Source organism: Alteromonas profundi (assembly GCF_010500865.1).
In the GTDB taxonomy this organism is placed as follows: Bacteria; Pseudomonadota; Gammaproteobacteria; order Enterobacterales; family Alteromonadaceae; genus Alteromonas; species Alteromonas profundi.
This window is the reverse complement of sequence record NZ_JAAAWN010000017.1, coordinates 42070-58902: the sequence shown is the minus strand read 5'-3', so window position 1 is coordinate 58902 and position 16833 is coordinate 42070. Positions and strand designations below refer to the sequence as shown.

The following is a 16833-nucleotide window of genomic DNA, read 5'->3' as shown; positions in this document are numbered from 1 at the left end:
CAATAGATCACAATCGCTTAGCTATTTTGCTCGCTGTCTTTGTGTTGCGGCGCCGCTTCTACTTCAACGTTATCCACCCGCTGTAGGCCGCGGGGTAGTTTATTGCCTCTTCGTCCACGCTCACCCTGATAATGGGTAAGATCATCGTAGGACAAGGTCATACTACGTTTCCCTGCAGAGACCTTTAACGATGCGCCATCAGGTACGACGGTTAAAATTTTAATATATTCTTCTCTTGCTTGCGCCTTGATGGAAGGAATACTCATTAACTTGTTGCCTTTACCTTTACCTAAACTTGGTAAGTCTCTCAACGGGAACAATAACATGCGCCCTTCATTTGAAATGGCCAAGCACCAGTCTTTTTCCAACTCGCTAACAGGCTGCGGTTTCATCACTTTCGCCGCTTTTGGCAATGACAAAAAGGCTTTACCTGCCTTATTCTTACTGACCATGTCTTTAAACGTACCCACAAAGCCATAGCCCGCATCAGAGCCTACTAAGAACTTAGCGTCATCCGCAGCCATTAATACATGTTCAAACGACTCGCCCCCCACTATGCTAAAGCGTCCTGTTAAAGGTTCTCCCTGACTACGGGCAGAGGGCAACCCGTGCGCATCACAAGAAAAGGTACGTCCTGAAGTATCCATAAACACCGCAGGTTGGTTGCTTTTACCTTCAGCGCTAGATAAATAACCGTCCCCGGCTTTATAGCTCAATCCTTCAGCATCAATGTCATGGCCTTTAGCGCAGCGCGCCCAGCCTTTTTCAGATAACACTACGGTTACAGATTCAGCTGGAACAAGTTCTTTTTCTGATAAGGCTTTGGCTTCTTCTCTCACCATTAAGGGAGAACGACGGTCATCGCCATATTTCTCAGCATCGGCAAGAATTTCTTTCTTAATTAGGGTTTTTAAACGGCGATCAGATCCTAACAATGTTTGAAGCTTATCCCGCTCGGCCGCCAACTCATCTTGCTCACCGCGGATCTTCACCTCTTCTAGCTTGGCTAGGTGGCGAAGCTTTAACTCTAATATTGCTTCTGCTTGTGTATCGCTTAGCGCAAAACGCTGCATTAACTCAGGCTTAGGTTTGTCATAAGTTCGAATAATTTCGATAACTTCATCAATGTTTAAAAAGGCGATGAGTAAACCTTCTAATATGTGCAGGCGGGCGAGAACTTTATCGAGTCGGTACTGCAGGCGCCGGGTCACTGTTTCCTTTCGGTATACCAACCATTCAGTCAAAATAGTGCGTAGATCTTTCACCTGAGGGCGGCCATCTAGCCCTATCATATTTAAGTTTACGCGATAGTTTTTTTCTAAATCGGTGGTGGCAAACAAGTGCTGCATAAGTTGCGCGATATCGACCCGGTTAGAGCGCGGCGTAATAACTAAGCGTGTAGGGTTTTCATGGTCTGACTCATCCCTTAAATCGCTTACCATTGGCAGTTTTTTCGCCTGCATCTGAGATGCAATTTGTTCTAATATTTTAGCGCCTGAAGCCTGATGAGGTAGCGCAGTAACAACCACATCACCACTTTCTTCATGATATACGGCGCGCATCTTTATTGAGCCACGTCCAGTTTCATACAGCTTCTGTATATCTGATTTTGGCGTAATAATTTCAGCTTCGGTGGGATAATCAGGGCCATTAACGTGCGCTAGCACATCCTGTAAATCGGCTTTGCTGTTGTCTAACAACATGGCGCATGCGGCTGCCAACTCTCTTACATTATGGGGGGGAATATCGGTAGCCATACCCACTGCAATGCCGGTAACGCCATTTAACAAAATATGCGGCAGCCTAGCGGGCAGCATGCTAGGTTCATTTAAGGTTCCATCGAAATTAGGCACCCAGTCAACCGTGCCCTGTCCTAACTCGTTTAGTAATACTTCAGAAAATCGAGAAAGCTTAGCTTCGGTATAACGCATAGCGGCAAAAGACTTAGGATCATCGGGCGCCCCCCAGTTTCCTTGTCCATCGACTAATGGGTAACGATAGGAAAACGGCTGCGCCATAAGCACCATAGCCTCGTAACAGGCAGAATCGCCATGGGGATGAAATTTACCCAATACATCACCCACAGTACGCGCAGATTTTTTATACTTAGCATTGGCACTTAGGCCTAAATCTGACATCGCATAAATAATGCGCCTTTGTACCGGCTTAAGCCCATCCGAAATATGAGGAAGTGCTCTGTCCATAATGACGTACATAGAATAATTTAAGTACGCATCTTCGGTAAATCGTCGCAGGGGAAGTTGTTCTACACCGTCGCGGTTGATGATGATCTCGTCGCTCATGATAATTTTTTCGTTTTGTTATTTGCACTATCGAACGTTAACCACAAAGGGTAACGAGCGGTATAATGAGAAGAAGCCAATTAGCACACTGTATACACAATAAAAGTGTGTCTGCGTGTTGGTATTGTGAGGTAAAGCGCTTTGTAGTGCAATATTACACACTCGCCGTTTCTACGATAGCTTTATTCTGATCGCCCTTTGTACAATAGCGCATTGAGTGGTTTAATATACCAAGAATATAAAAAGACTCTAGATCATGCATTTCTCCCGATTGTTATTGCTTTGCTTTACGCTGTTTGTATCCCTTGCATCTCTTAAGGTTTATGCGCAGCACATAGAGCAAATGTTCGATGAAGATACTCCCGTAGACTTATCCTCTTCACTCTATTACCTCTACGAGTCTGATCTCCCCCTCACCATCAATGATGTGACTAAACGTCAACGAGACTTTCGGATGCACCCCGAAGATAACCCTAACTTTGGGTTTCGTTCACAAGGCATGTGGCTACTGACGTCATTATCGAATATCTCTAGTCAGAAGAATTGGGTACTGACGATTAATTTTAGCCAGCTAGATAAGGTGGATTTTTATCTCGTACAAAATGGCAAGGTGTTGGCACAAAGCCACCAAGGTAAGGCCCAAACAGAACAGCGCTTTCGCATACCTACCTTTAGGGTTAACTTTCCTAACACCGACAGGGTGGATATTTATATCCGTATTGAAAGCTTATCGTCTAGTCTTATCACGCCGCTGAAAATACTTCCTGAACCCTATCATAGCACTTACTTTCAATGGGATAGCTTATTATGGGGGTTGTTCTATGGTGGCCTACTGATATTGGCAATTTACAACCTCGTTTTGTTTTTCGAGGTAAAAGAAAAAAGTTTAATTGCCTATATAAGTTATATATTGGCGGTAGTGCTGTGGCAGTTTGTATGGGGCGGGCACATTCATTTCTTTTTCCCTACTGGTATTCCATCGTGGCTAGTAGGGCATACCGAGCTTATTTTTGTAATTATTGGCTTTTGCTCTGGCATATTTACCATCAGCTTTCTCGAGACTAAAAAGAACGCCAGTTTCGCCCACCCTATTGTGGTTGTAATGTTGGCTATTCAGGCGATAGTGGGTGTTATCTGCTTTTTAGATGTTTTGCCTTCTATTTGGAAAAATAACCTTGTATACAGCGTAGGCTTAATTGCTATTTGTAGTTATATCTATGCCGGCTTCGAGGCCTTTTTTAACCGCTTTAAACCTGCGCGCTACTTTATATTTGCCTGGTCTATGCTCGCGATGAGTGCCATTGTGGGCATGCTCAGTTTAGTCGGTGTTTTACCTTCCAACGACTTTACCACCTACTGCTTTCAAGTTGGGGTATTCCTAGAAGCAGGGCTTTTTTCGTTAGCGCTTATGGAAAAAAGCCGTAGCCAACTAGAACATGATGTTGCTCAGGCCACTGACGAATTACGTAATAATATGGAGCTGATAGAGGAGCAAAATGCGCGTCTAGACATCGCACGAAAAGATGCGATAAAAGCCAGCAACGTAAAATCGCAGTTTCTGGCTAATATGAGCCACGAAATTCGCACCCCTTTGAACGCAATACTCGGGTTTAGTCGTGAGCTGACTAATGCCTCACTCCCCCCAGATCAGCAAGAGCAGGCACGCATTATCGATACCGCTGCTGACAACTTATTGACCATTGTTAACGACGTACTCGACTTTTCAAAAATAGAAGCCGGCAAGCTGCAAATTAACAATCATCCTTTTTCGCCGACCAAGTTGATAGAGGAAATGGTAACAATTATGGCGAAATCGGCACATAGCAAGAAACTGGAGTTTGTTCTTGATTTGTCGCCACTACCAGAGAAGCTAATTGGCGATGTTTTTCGGATTAAACAAATTCTAAATAACCTGCTAAGTAACGCCCTAAAGTTCACCTCATCAGGAACCATTACACTGACCATTTCTGGGCGCCCTTTAGCGCATGGTATTCATGAAATAAACATTATCGTTGAAGACACCGGAATAGGTATTAGCCGCACTGACCGTAAGAAATTGTTCAGTGCCTTTTCCCAAGTAGACGATGCGCTAAATCGAAACTATCAGGGCACGGGATTAGGGCTAGTGATCACCCGTGAATTAGTGCGACTTATGCGCGGCGATTTAACCTTAAAGAGCACTCCTGGTATTGGCTCTACCTTTAATGTTACCCTCAGAACCAATCATTTAAGTCAAAAATACGCGTTAAGTCCAGATCCTGATTGGCGCAATAAAACCGTGGTTATCTTCGACCCAGTCCCCGCCACACGACGGGCGAGCGCGGCTATGCTAAAACAGTTGGGCGCTGCAGTTACCAGTGTTGAGTCGTTAGATTATTTATCGAAACTTAACATTCACGCCGATTTCTTTATGGCTACTGTACCGGTTTCTAAAATGGCACATCGGGATACCTTGTTAAGCCGCTTTGTTCTATTCCCAGCAAAACAACGTATCCTTTGGTATTCTGGTCCTGAGCCCTTTACCCAATACCCTAGCTTAACGCAGCACTTCCATACCCAGTTGCGTATGCCAATGACTGAAACCAAGCTCGATAGCTTAGTACACAGCAAGAAAATTGCACCGCGAAATCCATTACAACAAAAGATTAATGCGCTGCCCAAGGTGAAAATTCTGGCGGTGGATGATATGGATATGAACCTAAAGCTACTCCACACTTGGCTAGACAGTTCGCCAGTAACACTGGTAACAACGCTAAGCGGACAAGATGCGATAAACCAGTGTCAAACACAAGAGTTCGATCTCATCTTAATGGATGTTCAAATGCCGGGTATGGATGGCTTACAAGCCTCGAGAGACATTCGTCAAACGCCGTTAAACTTAGGAACGCCCATTATTGCGGTAACCGCCCATGCATTTAAAGAAGAGCAAGAGCGTTTACTTGCCTCAGGGATGGATGATTATTTACCTAAACCCATAGAAATAAGCCAGCTTATTGGGTTAATACGAACCTGGTGTCACGATATGGCCCCCACCCATATTCAATTGCCTTCTTTTGATTGGCAGTTAGCCCTAAAACGCGCCAATCAAAATACCCTAGCGGCCAGTGAATTATTAAACGACTTTATTGAATTGCTTCCTGTTTCTGTGACATCACTAAAAGCTATGTGGGCCAAACGAGACTACCATGGGCTAAAAAGCGAAATACATAAGCTACATGGTGCATGCTGTTACACAGGTGTACCCCGCTTGCAAAAATTAGCCGATGAACTTGAATCGGCGCTTAAACTGGGGCAGCATTTTCTGGTAGAAGAACACCTTCCCGCGCTATTAAATGAAGCCGAGCAGATGATCTTAGGGGGCAAAAAGCAGATAAGTCAGCTAGGTATAACTTAAGGCGGTAACCTAAGGCGCAGTTTGGGGAGTTACCCTGGCTTGCTGACATTGCGCGATAAACGCAGCGAACTCCCCAGGGGTGCGATCTATGTCTGAGGTGGCAATATAGACATCGAAGCCCAAACGGCGGCGCAATTCAACCATGCGGTTTGCCAGCATTGCCTTAACGCCAGTAAGTACAGTGCCATCGCTCAGCTTAAAATGATTATCGTCAAACATGGTTTGCTCGTAACAATTACCCGACGCACAATTTTCATCGGTATTTTGCAGTAACAACGGTCGCTGTTCCATAAGCAAATGCGTAGCCAGACGTGGTGAAATAGAATGTAAAAAGTTGCTGTAATCGGTAAGTTTAAACCCTACCGTTTCAAGCTCAACATGGGTTAAGCCTTGACGTATGCGCGGACAGCCTGCGCGCTGTAAGTTATCCCAATCGATCTGCCAATTGCCTAAACGATGGCGATATACAATGTGTTGTTTGGTTATTTCTAAGCTAAATTCGGGCTCTCTTACTTTAAAATAGCCAATAAGAAGCGCCACCAACGATGCGCTGGTGATAAAAATACCGGCCAAAAAAAGCCAACTTGGTAATACCACAAACCATAAGGCTGATACCGCCAGTCCGGCTGCACCTATTACAATACTCGTAATGCCGTTACTTTTTGATGCGGCTCGGATAAAAATGGGTTCTGCGCTACTGCCAGACATAAAAATACACAACCAACATGATAATGGCCCACAACACATATAACCGTATACGCGCACAACGAGGGCAGTTGGTTTTCCACCACTTTTTAAGGTGCGTTATCATACGGATGTAGAAGAGCCTGTAATTCGTTAAATTAAATACGCGATACTATGTGTGTTAGTTTACCTTTTATTCGCCTAAGGTGTTAGTGTCCCGTGCGATAGCGGTAACGCTGAAACGCGGCCACGAGGGTAGGCGTAAATACCAACGATAAGATAACCGAGAAACCCACGCCCCCGGCTAAAACCACGGCTAAGGGGGGCCAGAAACTGCCCTCGCTGAATAATAATAACGGGACTAATCCGCCCACAGTGGTAAATGTGGTAGAAAGAATATGGCGGCTACACCCCATGGTTTCTTTAACGATTTCTTTCGTATCCCCTTGCTTTGCCTTGCTGTTAGCGTTGATTGCAGCGATAACCACAATTGAGCCGTTGATTGCTACGCCAATAAGCCCAGCAGACCCAAGTAGCGGATTAAAGCCCACTGGTAAACCAGAAACCCACAAGCTGAACATACCTAAACCTACCGATAAAACGGCAACCACCGCTATCACCCCGGCCATGCGTAGGCTTGTGAACGTTAAAATGAGTGTAGTAACCATTAGTACCAACAGAACCGGTGCATAAGTTCCTAGTTGCCCGAGCGCCTGTTGTTGTTCGTCAGCATCTCCCGCTAAATGAATACGATACCCTGGCGGTAAATTAAGTGAATCAGCTAATTTATCTCTTAGTGCATTGCTAGCATCTACCGCTGGAACACCCGGTAATAAATACGCTTGAACACGATTTACCCGCTCGCCGTCTTGCCGCGTAATACTACTTATTGATGGTAAATAACGTGTTGTTGCTATCGCGCCTAATGTAGACCACGTTTGCTCACCTTGTGAATTAATGGAAATGGGCATGGCATTTATTCCTGCCACATCCTGCCTAAAGGCTTCTGTTAATCGTACCGATACAGGAATTTCTTCTGTGCTTTCCAATACAGACCCACCGGCTAGACCCGAGAAATTAACCTGCATTTGTGCGGCTAGGTCGGATAGCGTGAGACCGAGGTAAGAGAGAGTGTCGCTTGAGGCATCTACATTGAGCTCGGGTTCGCCCATTGTGATACTGGCGATAGATTGAGAGATACCTGGAATTTCCGACAATAGAAAACGTACACGCTGGCCAAGCTCGTTAAGCACGTCCACGTCTGGCCCCAATATCTCTACCTCTACAGGGGCGGCAATCGGTGGCCCCTGCCCAAATGCGCGTACTACCACCTGCACTTGCGGCATGCTGGTATCCAGCTCATGTTGTAACTCGCCAATAAGCGCTGATGCCTGTGAGACAGTTTCTGTGGTTACCACGGCGTTTGCAAAATTAGCAAGATTGTCTCGTGTCATTACTTGGTTGTAATAAACAGAAGGGGCCGACCCGCCCACTAACCACGTAACTTGCTTAACCCCGTCTTTTTGATGAATGATTTCATCTAACTTCTTCGCATACGCATGGGTATTGTTTATGCTGCTGCCTTCAGGCGTCCATAAATAAACCTCAAACTGGTCTCTGTCTGCGCTGGGGAAAAACACGTTAGCCAGCGTACCTGATAATACAAAACCAGAGAGACAGAAAAGAACAACGATAGGTAGCACCAAGTAGGGGCGTTTTATCCAGCGTCCTAATTGACGACTAAAAGCGTGTGAGAGAGACGGGGCTTGTAGACCCACTCGCCACCATGCGGAGGCGTTAGGCTGCAAAGTGATCTTCCCACGAGGTAAAAAGCGTGCTGCAAGGGCGGCAATAATAGTAAGGGATATAAACAAAGAGCCTATAAGTGCCATCACCACGCTAATTGCGATAGGTCCAACAAAATCGCCAATATTTCCGTTTAGCAATAAAATAGGCATAAAGCCCAGTACCGTGGTAAGCGTGGATGCAAGTAAAGGGGCAAATAAATGTGCCACGCTCTTTGCCATAGCACCCACCCGCGTTAACGCGGGATCTTGCAAATTTATTCTTATCTCATCGGTAATCACTATGGCATTGTCAATAAGAAGGCCTATGGCGATGATCATGCCGAAAATCGACATCTGATGAATTTGCTCGTTAAAAAAGCTTAGTGAAAATAGCGCAAATGCAGCACATAAAGGAAGCGCGAGTCCTACTATCCACGAGGCTCTGAAGCCCATAAATAATAGAATCACAAGCATGACCACAGCGCAGCCAAGTAAAAGGTTGCCTGATAACTCAGAGAGTCTATCTGCGGTATAGGTATTTTGCTTGAAGGCGACCTCGGCGGTAGCCGTACCCTCAAAATCACGATTGAAGTTTCTAACAACCTCAAGTGCACGTTGGGTCCAGACATCTGAACGCAAGGAAGTTTGCATGCGCGCAGCAATAAAAATGACTTCTTGCCCGTCGAGCATAGCTATATCAGTGCGCGGCGTGGCGTACCCTCTTGTTACCTCCGCAATATCATCCACACGCAGATACCTGCCGTCTTGGTTAATAAGTGGAATAGCAGCAATCATAGCAACGCCATCGAGTCCTTTGGCTACACTAAAGCGCAGTTGGCGAGTCTGTGTATCTAGCACACCGGCGGGCAACTTAGGATCGGCTTGCTTAATAAGCTGGCTAATCTGCTGTAAAGTTAAACCGGTAGCCGCTAGTTTTTGCGGGGAGATACTGACATTTATTTGTTCTTCTGGCGCCCCATAAATGCGTACAAGTTCAGTGCCGCCTACGTTACGAAGTCTATCTGTTAACTCGTCGGCTAATCTACTGGTAAGGGTCAATGCGGTTGTCTGCGGGTGGTCGGCAGACAACGCGAGCAATAAGGTAAAAGCCGTTGCTCCCCGCTTCTCATCAAATACTGGAGCCGCAACGCCATCGGGGAAATCTGCAGAGGCAGCAGATATTACATCTCTAATTTCACTAAATAGCGCATCGTTGCTGCTATTATCTACCCAGTCTTGGGTTTCAATAGTAATAACAGAAATACCTGCCCGTGATGTAGATTTCACCTCTTTAATTTCATAAATTTCGCGTAAACGGTCTTCTAAAACATCGGTGACAAGCGCCTCAACGCGCTCTGCAGACGCGCCCGGGTAGGCTGTTATAATAAGCGCGTTTCGAGTGTCTATGCGCGGGTCTTCTAAGCGAGGCAATGTATTTAAAGCCGATAGCCCGGCAACTAATAGAATGACAATACTTAAAACAAGTAAATGTCCTCTACGGTAAAAAAGGGTGTACCAAGGGTATGCTTTATCCTCATGGCCAGGCGAAGGGTTCATCGCGGTGCCCCCATAAGCGAAGACGCTTGGACCGAAACTCGCTGGCCGGGCGCTAATTTATGCGTACCTGTAGTTACATAGCGTTCGCCGTCGGCCAAAGCGCCGCGTACAAACGCCTGCTCTCTATCTGAGTAAAGCACTTCAATACTACGACCTTGTAATATATTACTGTCTGTATCAACTACAAAAATGCGCCATAAGCCGCGTACCCCATTACTAAGCGCCGACACCGGTACCCAGCTACCCACTTCTTTATGATGTTTAGACCCCGCAATACTCGCCATATCACCGGGGCGACTACGTAGCCCCCTAGGCAAAGACACCAAAACATCTACGGTACGGGTTTGCCTGTCTCTAACCGGAAGGTGCTGAACGACTTTCCCACGTAACTCTTTTTGATTAAGGGTTACAGCGATGCTTTCACCAGGAGGAAAATAATCCAACATATCTGCTGGAACCGCAATACGCACCTGTGGAGAATGTTGATTAGTAATACTTAATACTGGCATTCCGGCACTTAACACCTCACCTTCATCTACAAAACGGCGGCTGATGATGCCGCTAAAAGGCGCTGTTAACGTCGTTTTCGTTAACCCTACGTCAAGACTATTTATCGCTGCCTCAATTTCGCTCACTTGCGCTAATGCTGCCTTTGTGGATGCGGTGGCCTCATCAAGACGTTGTGATGCTTCTAGCTTTTTATCCACGAGATTAGTAATACGTTCTTCGCTAAGCTGAGCGAGGGTTAAATTAGCATTCGCTCTATCTAGCGCTGCAGATAACTCGCCACGTTTTGCCACCAACCTTTGCTCGTCGAGCTTTGCTATTATTTGCCCTTGCCCCACGCTATCCCCCTCATCGACCAAGATAGAAATAACCTGCCCGGTAGTATCAAACGCCAACTGAGAGGCTTGCGCCGACTCAATAAGACCATACAAAGACACCGGTGTATCAAAACCCTGTTGGATATGTACCTTATCGGTAGTCACAATAGTTGGCTGCGGCGCTGTATCGCTCTGCGGCGCGCCCTGTAAGCCGGCAGCGAATAACAAAATAACAAGGCCAACAGCAAATAACCCAATTGCAAAATAAAGTGACAACGTAGGTTTTTTCAACGCATGAGAGACATCGTTCATGTGGCATGTTCCTTTAGATTCCACAGCCCAATTTGGCTTTTAATAACTAGCATGCTAAATTATAAATACTAGACCGTCTAGTTTGATAATGATTTTTTTATTTCGAGGTTACTTTGTTCGAGCAAGAAAAGCGCCGCCAAGGCCGCCCTAAAAGTGCAGAAAAACGCGCATTAATTTTATCTGCTGCGTCAAAGCTGTTTCTTAAAGAGGGATTTACTACTACATCTATGGACAGGGTAGCGAAAGAATCTGGGGTGTCTAAACAGACGGTATATTCTCACTTTTCCTGTAAAGACAGTTTATTTCAAGCCGCCATTACGAATAAGTGCAAGGCCTATCAATTAGATTCGTTGCAAATAGATAGCGCGTCACATAACCAGACGCTTGAACAGTATTTAACCCAAGTAGGCAGCCAGTTTATTCGTTTGCTGCAAGACCCGGACGCGGTGGCGGTTTACCGCGTTATTATTGCAGAGGCGCCCAACTCCTCTCATGTAGCCGATCTCTTTCACCAGGCGGGGCCTAAAGCAAGCCTTGATACCTTAGCGACTGCCTTTAAATCTTATGGCAAAGATAAATTAAGTGACGCACAATCATTACAATTAGCTTACGACTTCTGCGGGCTGCTAAAAGGTGAGTTTCATATGCTGTTATTATGTGGTCTTGCCACGCCGATGACTGAGCCTCAAATTGCTGCCCATGTGTCAGACGTAGTAGCAAAAATTATCTGTCTTTTCGAGTATTACTGGCAAACGTCAGTGTAGCCTACCTATAAAAGTTACTTCAAAACGTTAATTTGTAATCGGATATGTGGGTTGAAAGATTACATAGGGCATGCTTTGTTATACACTACGCTCGTTTTCATTCGTTGATGATTGAGTGCCCTATGTCTGACTTTACCGGTAACCACATTCTTTCGGTTAATCAATTCGATCGCGACGCCATTGAGAAAATTTTCTCGGTAGCGCATTCCATGCAACCTTACGCAAGACGTGAAAAGCGCACCACGGTGTTAGAAGGCGCTATTTTAGGAAATCTCTTTTTTGAGCCTAGCACGCGAACCCGAGTAAGCTTTGGCACTGCCTTTAACCTTCTCGGTGGTGAAGTGCGTGAAACCACGGGAATGTCTAGTTCAGCATTAGCAAAGGGTGAGTCATTGTATGACACTGCCCGGGTACTCAGCGGCTACTCTGACATTATCGCCATGCGTCATCCTGCTGCTGGCTCGGTAGCTGAATTTGCTGAAGGCAGTCGGGTGCCGGTAATTAACGGTGGCGATGGTGCTAACGAACACCCTACACAAGCCCTACTTGACCTCTTTACGATAAAGAGAGAACGAGAATACAGTGGTGGCAGTATTGATGGCTTACACATAGCCATGATTGGCGACCTTCGTTACGGACGAACCGTTCACTCCTTGTCTCGCCTTTTGTGTTTGTTCAATAATATTCGATTTACCTTAATTTCGCCCAAAGAGCTCGCCATGCCGCAACCTGTGGTTGATGCTATCGAAAATGCGGGTCATCAGCTAACTATCACCGATACCCTTGAAGGCAACATGGACGCCGATATCTGCTATCAAACTCGGATACAGGAAGAACGCTTTCCATCCCAAGACGAAGCGAATAAATACAGAGGCAAATTCCGCTTAAATCAGTCTATTTATACCCGTCACTTCCAATCTAAAACCGTGATTATGCATCCACTTCCACGGGATTCACGTATGGAAGCCAACGAATTAGATAATGATTTAAATCTAAACCCAAACCTTGCCATTTTTCGACAGACCGACAATGGCGTGCTAGTGAGAATGGCTCTTTTTGCGCTTACCTTAGGCGTAGAAAACTTGGTCAGCAAGCACGAACGAGAAGTGGTTTGGTTCAGCAATAAGAGTAAGCAATTACATGCAAAAATCTGAAGCCCTTTTTTCTCGCGCCCAACAAACCATTCCTGGTGGGGTAAACTCTCCGGTTCGTGCCTTTAAAGCGGTAGGCGGTACACCACGCTTCATTACGAAAGCTGACGGCCCCTACATTTGGGATGCCGATGGTAAACAGTACATCGACTACGTTCAGTCATGGGGCCCCATGGTGCTAGGGCATAACGATAACCAAATTCGCCAAGCCGTTATCGACGCCTCGTATAATGGTTTGTCGTTCGGCGCACCTACCGAAGCCGAAATTATAATGGCTGAAACAGTAAGTAAGCTGGTGCCTTCCATGGAAATGGTGCGTATGGTGAATTCAGGAACCGAAGCCACTATGTCAGCAATTCGCCTATCAAGAGGGTATACGGGACGCAACAAAATTGTGAAATTTGAAGGTTGCTACCATGGCCACGCCGATTCACTTCTTGTTAAAGCCGGCTCAGGTGCGCTTACTCTCGGGGTGCCTAGCTCACCAGGCGTTCCAGAAAACGTGGCTGAACACACCCTCACTGTTGAGTACAACAATATCGACAGTGTTAAGGCAGTATTTGAAGCGCATGGCGATGATATAGCCTGTATCATTGTTGAGCCCGTAGCGGGCAATATGAATTGCATCCCTCCGGTAGACGGTTTTCTAGAGGGCCTACGCGCGGTTTGTGATAGCTACGGCAGCTTGCTTATCTTTGATGAAGTGATGACAGGTTTTCGAGTTGCCCGCGGCGGCGCCCAAGAACGCTACGGGATCACGCCTGATCTAACCTGCTTAGGTAAGGTGATCGGTGGGGGCATGCCTGTGGGGTGTTTTGGGGGTAAACGCGACATCCTAACGCATATCGCCCCTACAGGCCCAGTATATCAAGCCGGCACTTTATCAGGTAATCCTATCGCCATGGCGGCGGGCTTAGCTGCGATGGAAGGTATTCAACAAGAAGGCCTTTATGAGGGTATTTTTGAAAATACTCAGGCGCTGGTAGATGGAATGCAGCAACTTGCTGATAAACATGGTATTGCGCTCACTACCAATGTGGCAGGCAGTATGTTTGGGCTATTTTTTACTGATGTTGAGCGGGTAACGAATTACAGCCAAGCGATTAACTGCAATACTGAGCAATTCAAAAAGTTTTATCACGGCATGCTTGCTGAGGGCGTATACCTTGCTCCTGCGTCCTATGAAGCAGGTTTTGTATCCAAGGCCCACGATAAAGATATTATTACCAAAACGCTCGCTGCGGCAGATAAAGTCTTCGCTACGCTCTAATAAACAAACTACGTGACTGTGTTGGGATATATACAACCCAACACAGTTAAAAAGCATGGAGTAGCCTTGGCTACTCTTAGGCTATTTGCACATTTACGCATCTGACGCTGCAGCGGATTTCGCTTTTTCGCGAATAAAGTTAATCGACGGAGCGAAAAATGCAGCGCCCGTCTCGGCACTAGTAAAGTCTAACCACCTATCGTAATCGCCCTCTCCGTTACCATAGATTTGGCTATGCAACATCGCCTTAAAAGGCGCCGCGCTGGCGCAGCAAGACACGAAAAACAAGCCCTGAGACAACATATCTCCATAGGGCATACCCTGTTTGACTAAGCTTGGCTCTGCGGTATCTGGAGCCGCGATGCTAGCGCGCACACAATGAGACGAGGGGTTTTGCTCAACGCTAGCAAGGTTGTGCTCTTGAGTGGTACCCATTACCTGTTCTTTTTGCCTGCTCGATAGTGCATTCCAACGTCTTAGGTCGTGGCGATATCGCTGTACATGTAAGTAACTACCGCCACTAAAGTCTGGGTCGTCTTCCCCAATAATTGCAACTTTTCGTCGTTTCATACCCCGAGGGTTATCCGTGGCGTACAAATAACCGTTAAGATCGCGGCCATCGAGATAGCGAAACCCGCGTATTTGTTCAACTAACTCTACATGCAAGCGCAATAAATCCATTACTTCGATACCAATAGCGTGACAGATGTCCATCCGATCGGCCCTAATTTGGATGAACAGGTCGCACGGCATTGTTGGCGCGCTTCTGTCTTCACACTGCATATCGGGAAAGGGTTTCAACTCGACAGGTATAAGGCCAGGGTAAACGTCAGACCAATAGCCTGTACCAATAGCAACAACGCCCGTTACCATGGCTTCGTAGTGTTCATTTTCGAAATGCTCGAAAATATCTAACACCCTTGCAAGTTTAGCGCGCACCGCTTCACTGTCGTCATCAACAACGTTAAGCAGTAAATATTGAGCATGCAAATTAGGCTCTGCACATATACCTTTTTGTGGTTGGGTCATAGGCGTACTTATTGTTTTATTTCACCTTGTCGCGGTCGTTATTGAGTGTCTATTAATACCCAGCTGCTTGTCCATCTTTTCGGCTTTCTGAAGCACCAATATACACCTTTTTCTGTGCATCCCAAGCTATCGCCTGATAGCCGCCGAATGCGCCCACTGTGCGTTGTAATCTGTGGCCACGGTTCATCAACGTCCGTTGCACTTGCTCAGAGAAACCTGATTCCAAACTTACATACCCGCCATCGCGCATAAGCGCACCCGTGGGGCTACTTGAGCCACTGTGTAATATACGCGGGGCATCACCGGCTTCCTGCACATTCATACCAAAATCGAGAATGTTAACGATAATCTGCGCGTGCATCTGCGGTTGTGTGCCGCCGCCCATCACCCCAAAGCTTAGAACCGGCTTAGCGTTTCGGGTTACGAAAGCTGGAATGATAGTGTGAAAAGGCCGCTTTCCTGGACGATATTCATTAAAATGCCCTTTTTGTAACGTGAATAGCTCCCCTCGACTTTGCAACACAAAACCAAGGCCTGGCGGCGTCATCCCCGAGCCCATACCTCTATAGTTGCTTTGAATAAGGGAGACCATATTGCCCTCACTGTCAGCCACGGTTAAATAAACCGTGTCACCCTCATAAATACCCGCATCCACTCGCGTGGCCGCGCGTTTTGGGTCGATCATTTGCTGACGTTCTGCAGCATAGGGTTTAGATATTAGCCAATCTACCGGAATATCATTAAACGCGGGATCGGCATAAAACTTTGCCCTATCTTCAAATGCCAGTTTTTTTGCTTCAACAAAGGTATGAATATAATCGGCTGAATTGAACCCCATACCTTCAATATCGTAGCGTTCTAAAATATTAAGAATTTGCAGTGCCGCGATCCCTTGCCCATTCGGGGGGAGCTCCCATACGTCATAGCCACGGTAATTCGCCGATACCGGCTCTACCCATTCAGACGAATGGGAAGCGAGGTCTTGATATGAAAGAAAGCCGCCTTGCTCTTTCATATACGCATCGATAATGCGGGCAATGTCACCTTTATAAAATGCATCGCGCCCGCCTGTTGCTATTTTTTCGTATGTTGCAGCTAACCCAGGGTTTTTGAATATATCGCCTTTTTGTGGTGGCTTGCCATTAATTAAAAAGGTTTGTGCGAAGCCCTCAAAGTGCCCAATACGGGCGGTGTTAACTTGCCAATAGTGGGCAATAAGTTCTGAAACAGGAAACCCCTCTCTTGCGTACTCGATGGCAGGGGTTAGCAAGGTAGTCATAGGTAACTTGCCAAACTTTTTGTGCAATTCAAACCAGCCATCCACAGCACCGGGAACCGACACCGTTAGGGGGCCAGACTTAGGGATTGTATTCAAGCCTTTTTCGGCGAATACCTCTGCGGTAAGTTGTCGGGGCGAACGCCCTGAGGCATTAAGCCCCACCAACTTTTGTGCTTCTGCATCCCATACCATGGCAAAAAGGTCACCCCCTATGCCTGCGCCAGTAGGCTCAACAAGGCCTAACATTGCATTCGCCGCTATGGCTGCATCAACGGCGCTGCCACCTTGTTTTAATATATCTAGGGCAACTTGTGTGGCCAGGGGTTGGCTCGTAGCAGCCATCCCCTTTTGCGCAATAACCTCTGAACGGCTAGCAAAAGGTTTGCCGGTAACTCTGTCGTAGGCACTGGCTAAAGGCCCTGTAACCATTGATAACACCAGCATCGTTAATATCGTTCGCAACCACATACTTCATTCCT

General features: G+C 46.4%; 10 protein-coding genes. 4 read left to right on the top strand and 6 right to left on the bottom strand.

All coding sequences use genetic code 11. The annotated features are described in order from the left end of the window. Nucleotides 1-17: 17 nt before the first annotated feature. Nucleotides 18-2303 (bottom strand): DNA topoisomerase IV subunit A, encoded by a 2286-nt coding sequence (gene parC / locus GTH32_RS13025; protein ID WP_163086331.1) that lies wholly within the window; start codon nt 2301-2303, stop codon nt 18-20. A 343-nt stretch (nt 2304-2646) separates the two neighbouring features. Here parC and GTH32_RS13020 point away from each other — a divergent pair, with 343 nt between their 5' ends. Further along, a complete protein-coding gene (locus tag GTH32_RS13020; RefSeq protein ID WP_425482372.1) occupies nt 2647-5697 on the top strand; it encodes a hybrid sensor histidine kinase/response regulator in 3051 nt (1016 codons plus the stop codon). Nucleotides 5698-5706: 9 nt separating this feature from the next. Here the strand turns inward: GTH32_RS13020 and GTH32_RS13015 are convergent, their stop codons facing one another. The 3 genes from GTH32_RS13015 to GTH32_RS13005 all read right to left on the bottom strand — a co-directional run bounded on the left by GTH32_RS13015 (nt 5707) and on the right by GTH32_RS13005 (nt 10861). Further along, complete coding sequence (locus GTH32_RS13015) at nt 5707-6405, bottom strand: DUF2982 domain-containing protein (protein WP_163086326.1); 699 nt, start codon at nt 6403-6405, stop codon at nt 5707-5709. A gap of 185 nt (nt 6406-6590) precedes the next feature. Further along, complete coding sequence (locus GTH32_RS13010; protein ID WP_163086323.1) at nt 6591-9725, bottom strand: efflux RND transporter permease subunit; 3135 nt, start codon at nt 9723-9725, stop codon at nt 6591-6593. After that, nucleotides 9722-10861 carry an efflux RND transporter periplasmic adaptor subunit gene (locus GTH32_RS13005; protein ID WP_163086320.1) on the bottom strand — a complete coding sequence of 380 codons (1140 nt, stop codon included), beginning with the start codon at nt 10859-10861 and terminating at the stop codon, nt 9722-9724. Before GTH32_RS13005 ends, GTH32_RS13010 begins: the two co-directional genes overlap by 4 nt. Nucleotides 10862-10974: 113 nt before the next feature. Between GTH32_RS13005 and GTH32_RS13000 the strand changes: the two genes are divergently transcribed. The 3 genes from GTH32_RS13000 (at nt 10975) to hemL (ending at nt 14046) form a co-directional block, all read left to right on the top strand. Then, on the top strand, nt 10975-11625 hold the full coding sequence (locus GTH32_RS13000; RefSeq protein ID WP_163086317.1) for a TetR/AcrR family transcriptional regulator: 651 nt from the start codon (nt 10975-10977) through the stop codon (nt 11623-11625). A gap of 122 nt (nt 11626-11747) precedes the next feature. Further along, on the top strand, nt 11748-12779 hold the full coding sequence (locus GTH32_RS12995) for an aspartate carbamoyltransferase (RefSeq protein ID WP_163086314.1): 1032 nt from the start codon (nt 11748-11750) through the stop codon (nt 12777-12779). Next, nucleotides 12766-14046 (top strand): glutamate-1-semialdehyde 2,1-aminomutase, encoded by a 1281-nt coding sequence (gene hemL / locus GTH32_RS12990; protein ID WP_163086312.1) that lies wholly within the window; start codon nt 12766-12768, stop codon nt 14044-14046. The genes GTH32_RS12995 and hemL overlap by 14 nt, the downstream gene beginning before the upstream one ends. Before the next feature lie 93 nt (nt 14047-14139). On the opposite strand, the gene GTH32_RS12985 is transcribed toward hemL, so the two are convergent. Both GTH32_RS12985 and ggt read right to left on the bottom strand, forming a co-directional pair. Continuing rightward, nucleotides 14140-15075: a Dyp-type peroxidase gene (locus GTH32_RS12985; protein ID WP_163086310.1), complete on the bottom strand. Its 936-nt coding sequence runs from the start codon at nt 15073-15075 to the stop codon at nt 14140-14142. A gap of 52 nt (nt 15076-15127) precedes the next feature. Continuing rightward, nucleotides 15128-16798, bottom strand: a complete 1671-nt coding sequence (gene ggt / locus GTH32_RS12980) for a gamma-glutamyltransferase (protein WP_203565484.1) — start codon at nt 16796-16798, stop codon at nt 15128-15130. Nucleotides 16799-16833: the final 35 nt, after the last annotated feature.

Bases quoted from the DNA above. Each gene is read 5' to 3' on its own strand.
- hemL (WP_163086312.1), top strand. From the start codon at position 12,766: ATGCAAAAATCTGAAGCCCTTTTTTCTCGCGCCCAACAAACCATTCCT.
- parC (WP_163086331.1), bottom strand. From the start codon at position 2,303: ATGAGCGACGAGATCATCATCAACCGCGACGGTGTAGAACAACTTCCC.
- GTH32_RS12985 (WP_163086310.1), bottom strand. From the start codon at position 15,075: ATGACCCAACCACAAAAAGGTATATGTGCAGAGCCTAATTTGCATGCT.
- GTH32_RS13005 (WP_163086320.1), bottom strand. From the start codon at position 10,861: ATGAACGATGTCTCTCATGCGTTGAAAAAACCTACGTTGTCACTTTAT.
- ggt (WP_203565484.1), bottom strand. From the start codon at position 16,798: ATGCTGGTGTTATCAATGGTTACAGGGCCTTTAGCCAGTGCCTACGAC.
- GTH32_RS13020 (WP_425482372.1), top strand. From the start codon at position 2,647: ATGTTCGATGAAGATACTCCCGTAGACTTATCCTCTTCACTCTATTAC.
- GTH32_RS13015 (WP_163086326.1), bottom strand. From the start codon at position 6,405: ATGTCTGGCAGTAGCGCAGAACCCATTTTTATCCGAGCCGCATCAAAA.
- GTH32_RS13010 (WP_163086323.1), bottom strand. From the start codon at position 9,725: ATGAACCCTTCGCCTGGCCATGAGGATAAAGCATACCCTTGGTACACC.
- GTH32_RS12995 (WP_163086314.1), top strand. From the start codon at position 11,748: ATGTCTGACTTTACCGGTAACCACATTCTTTCGGTTAATCAATTCGAT.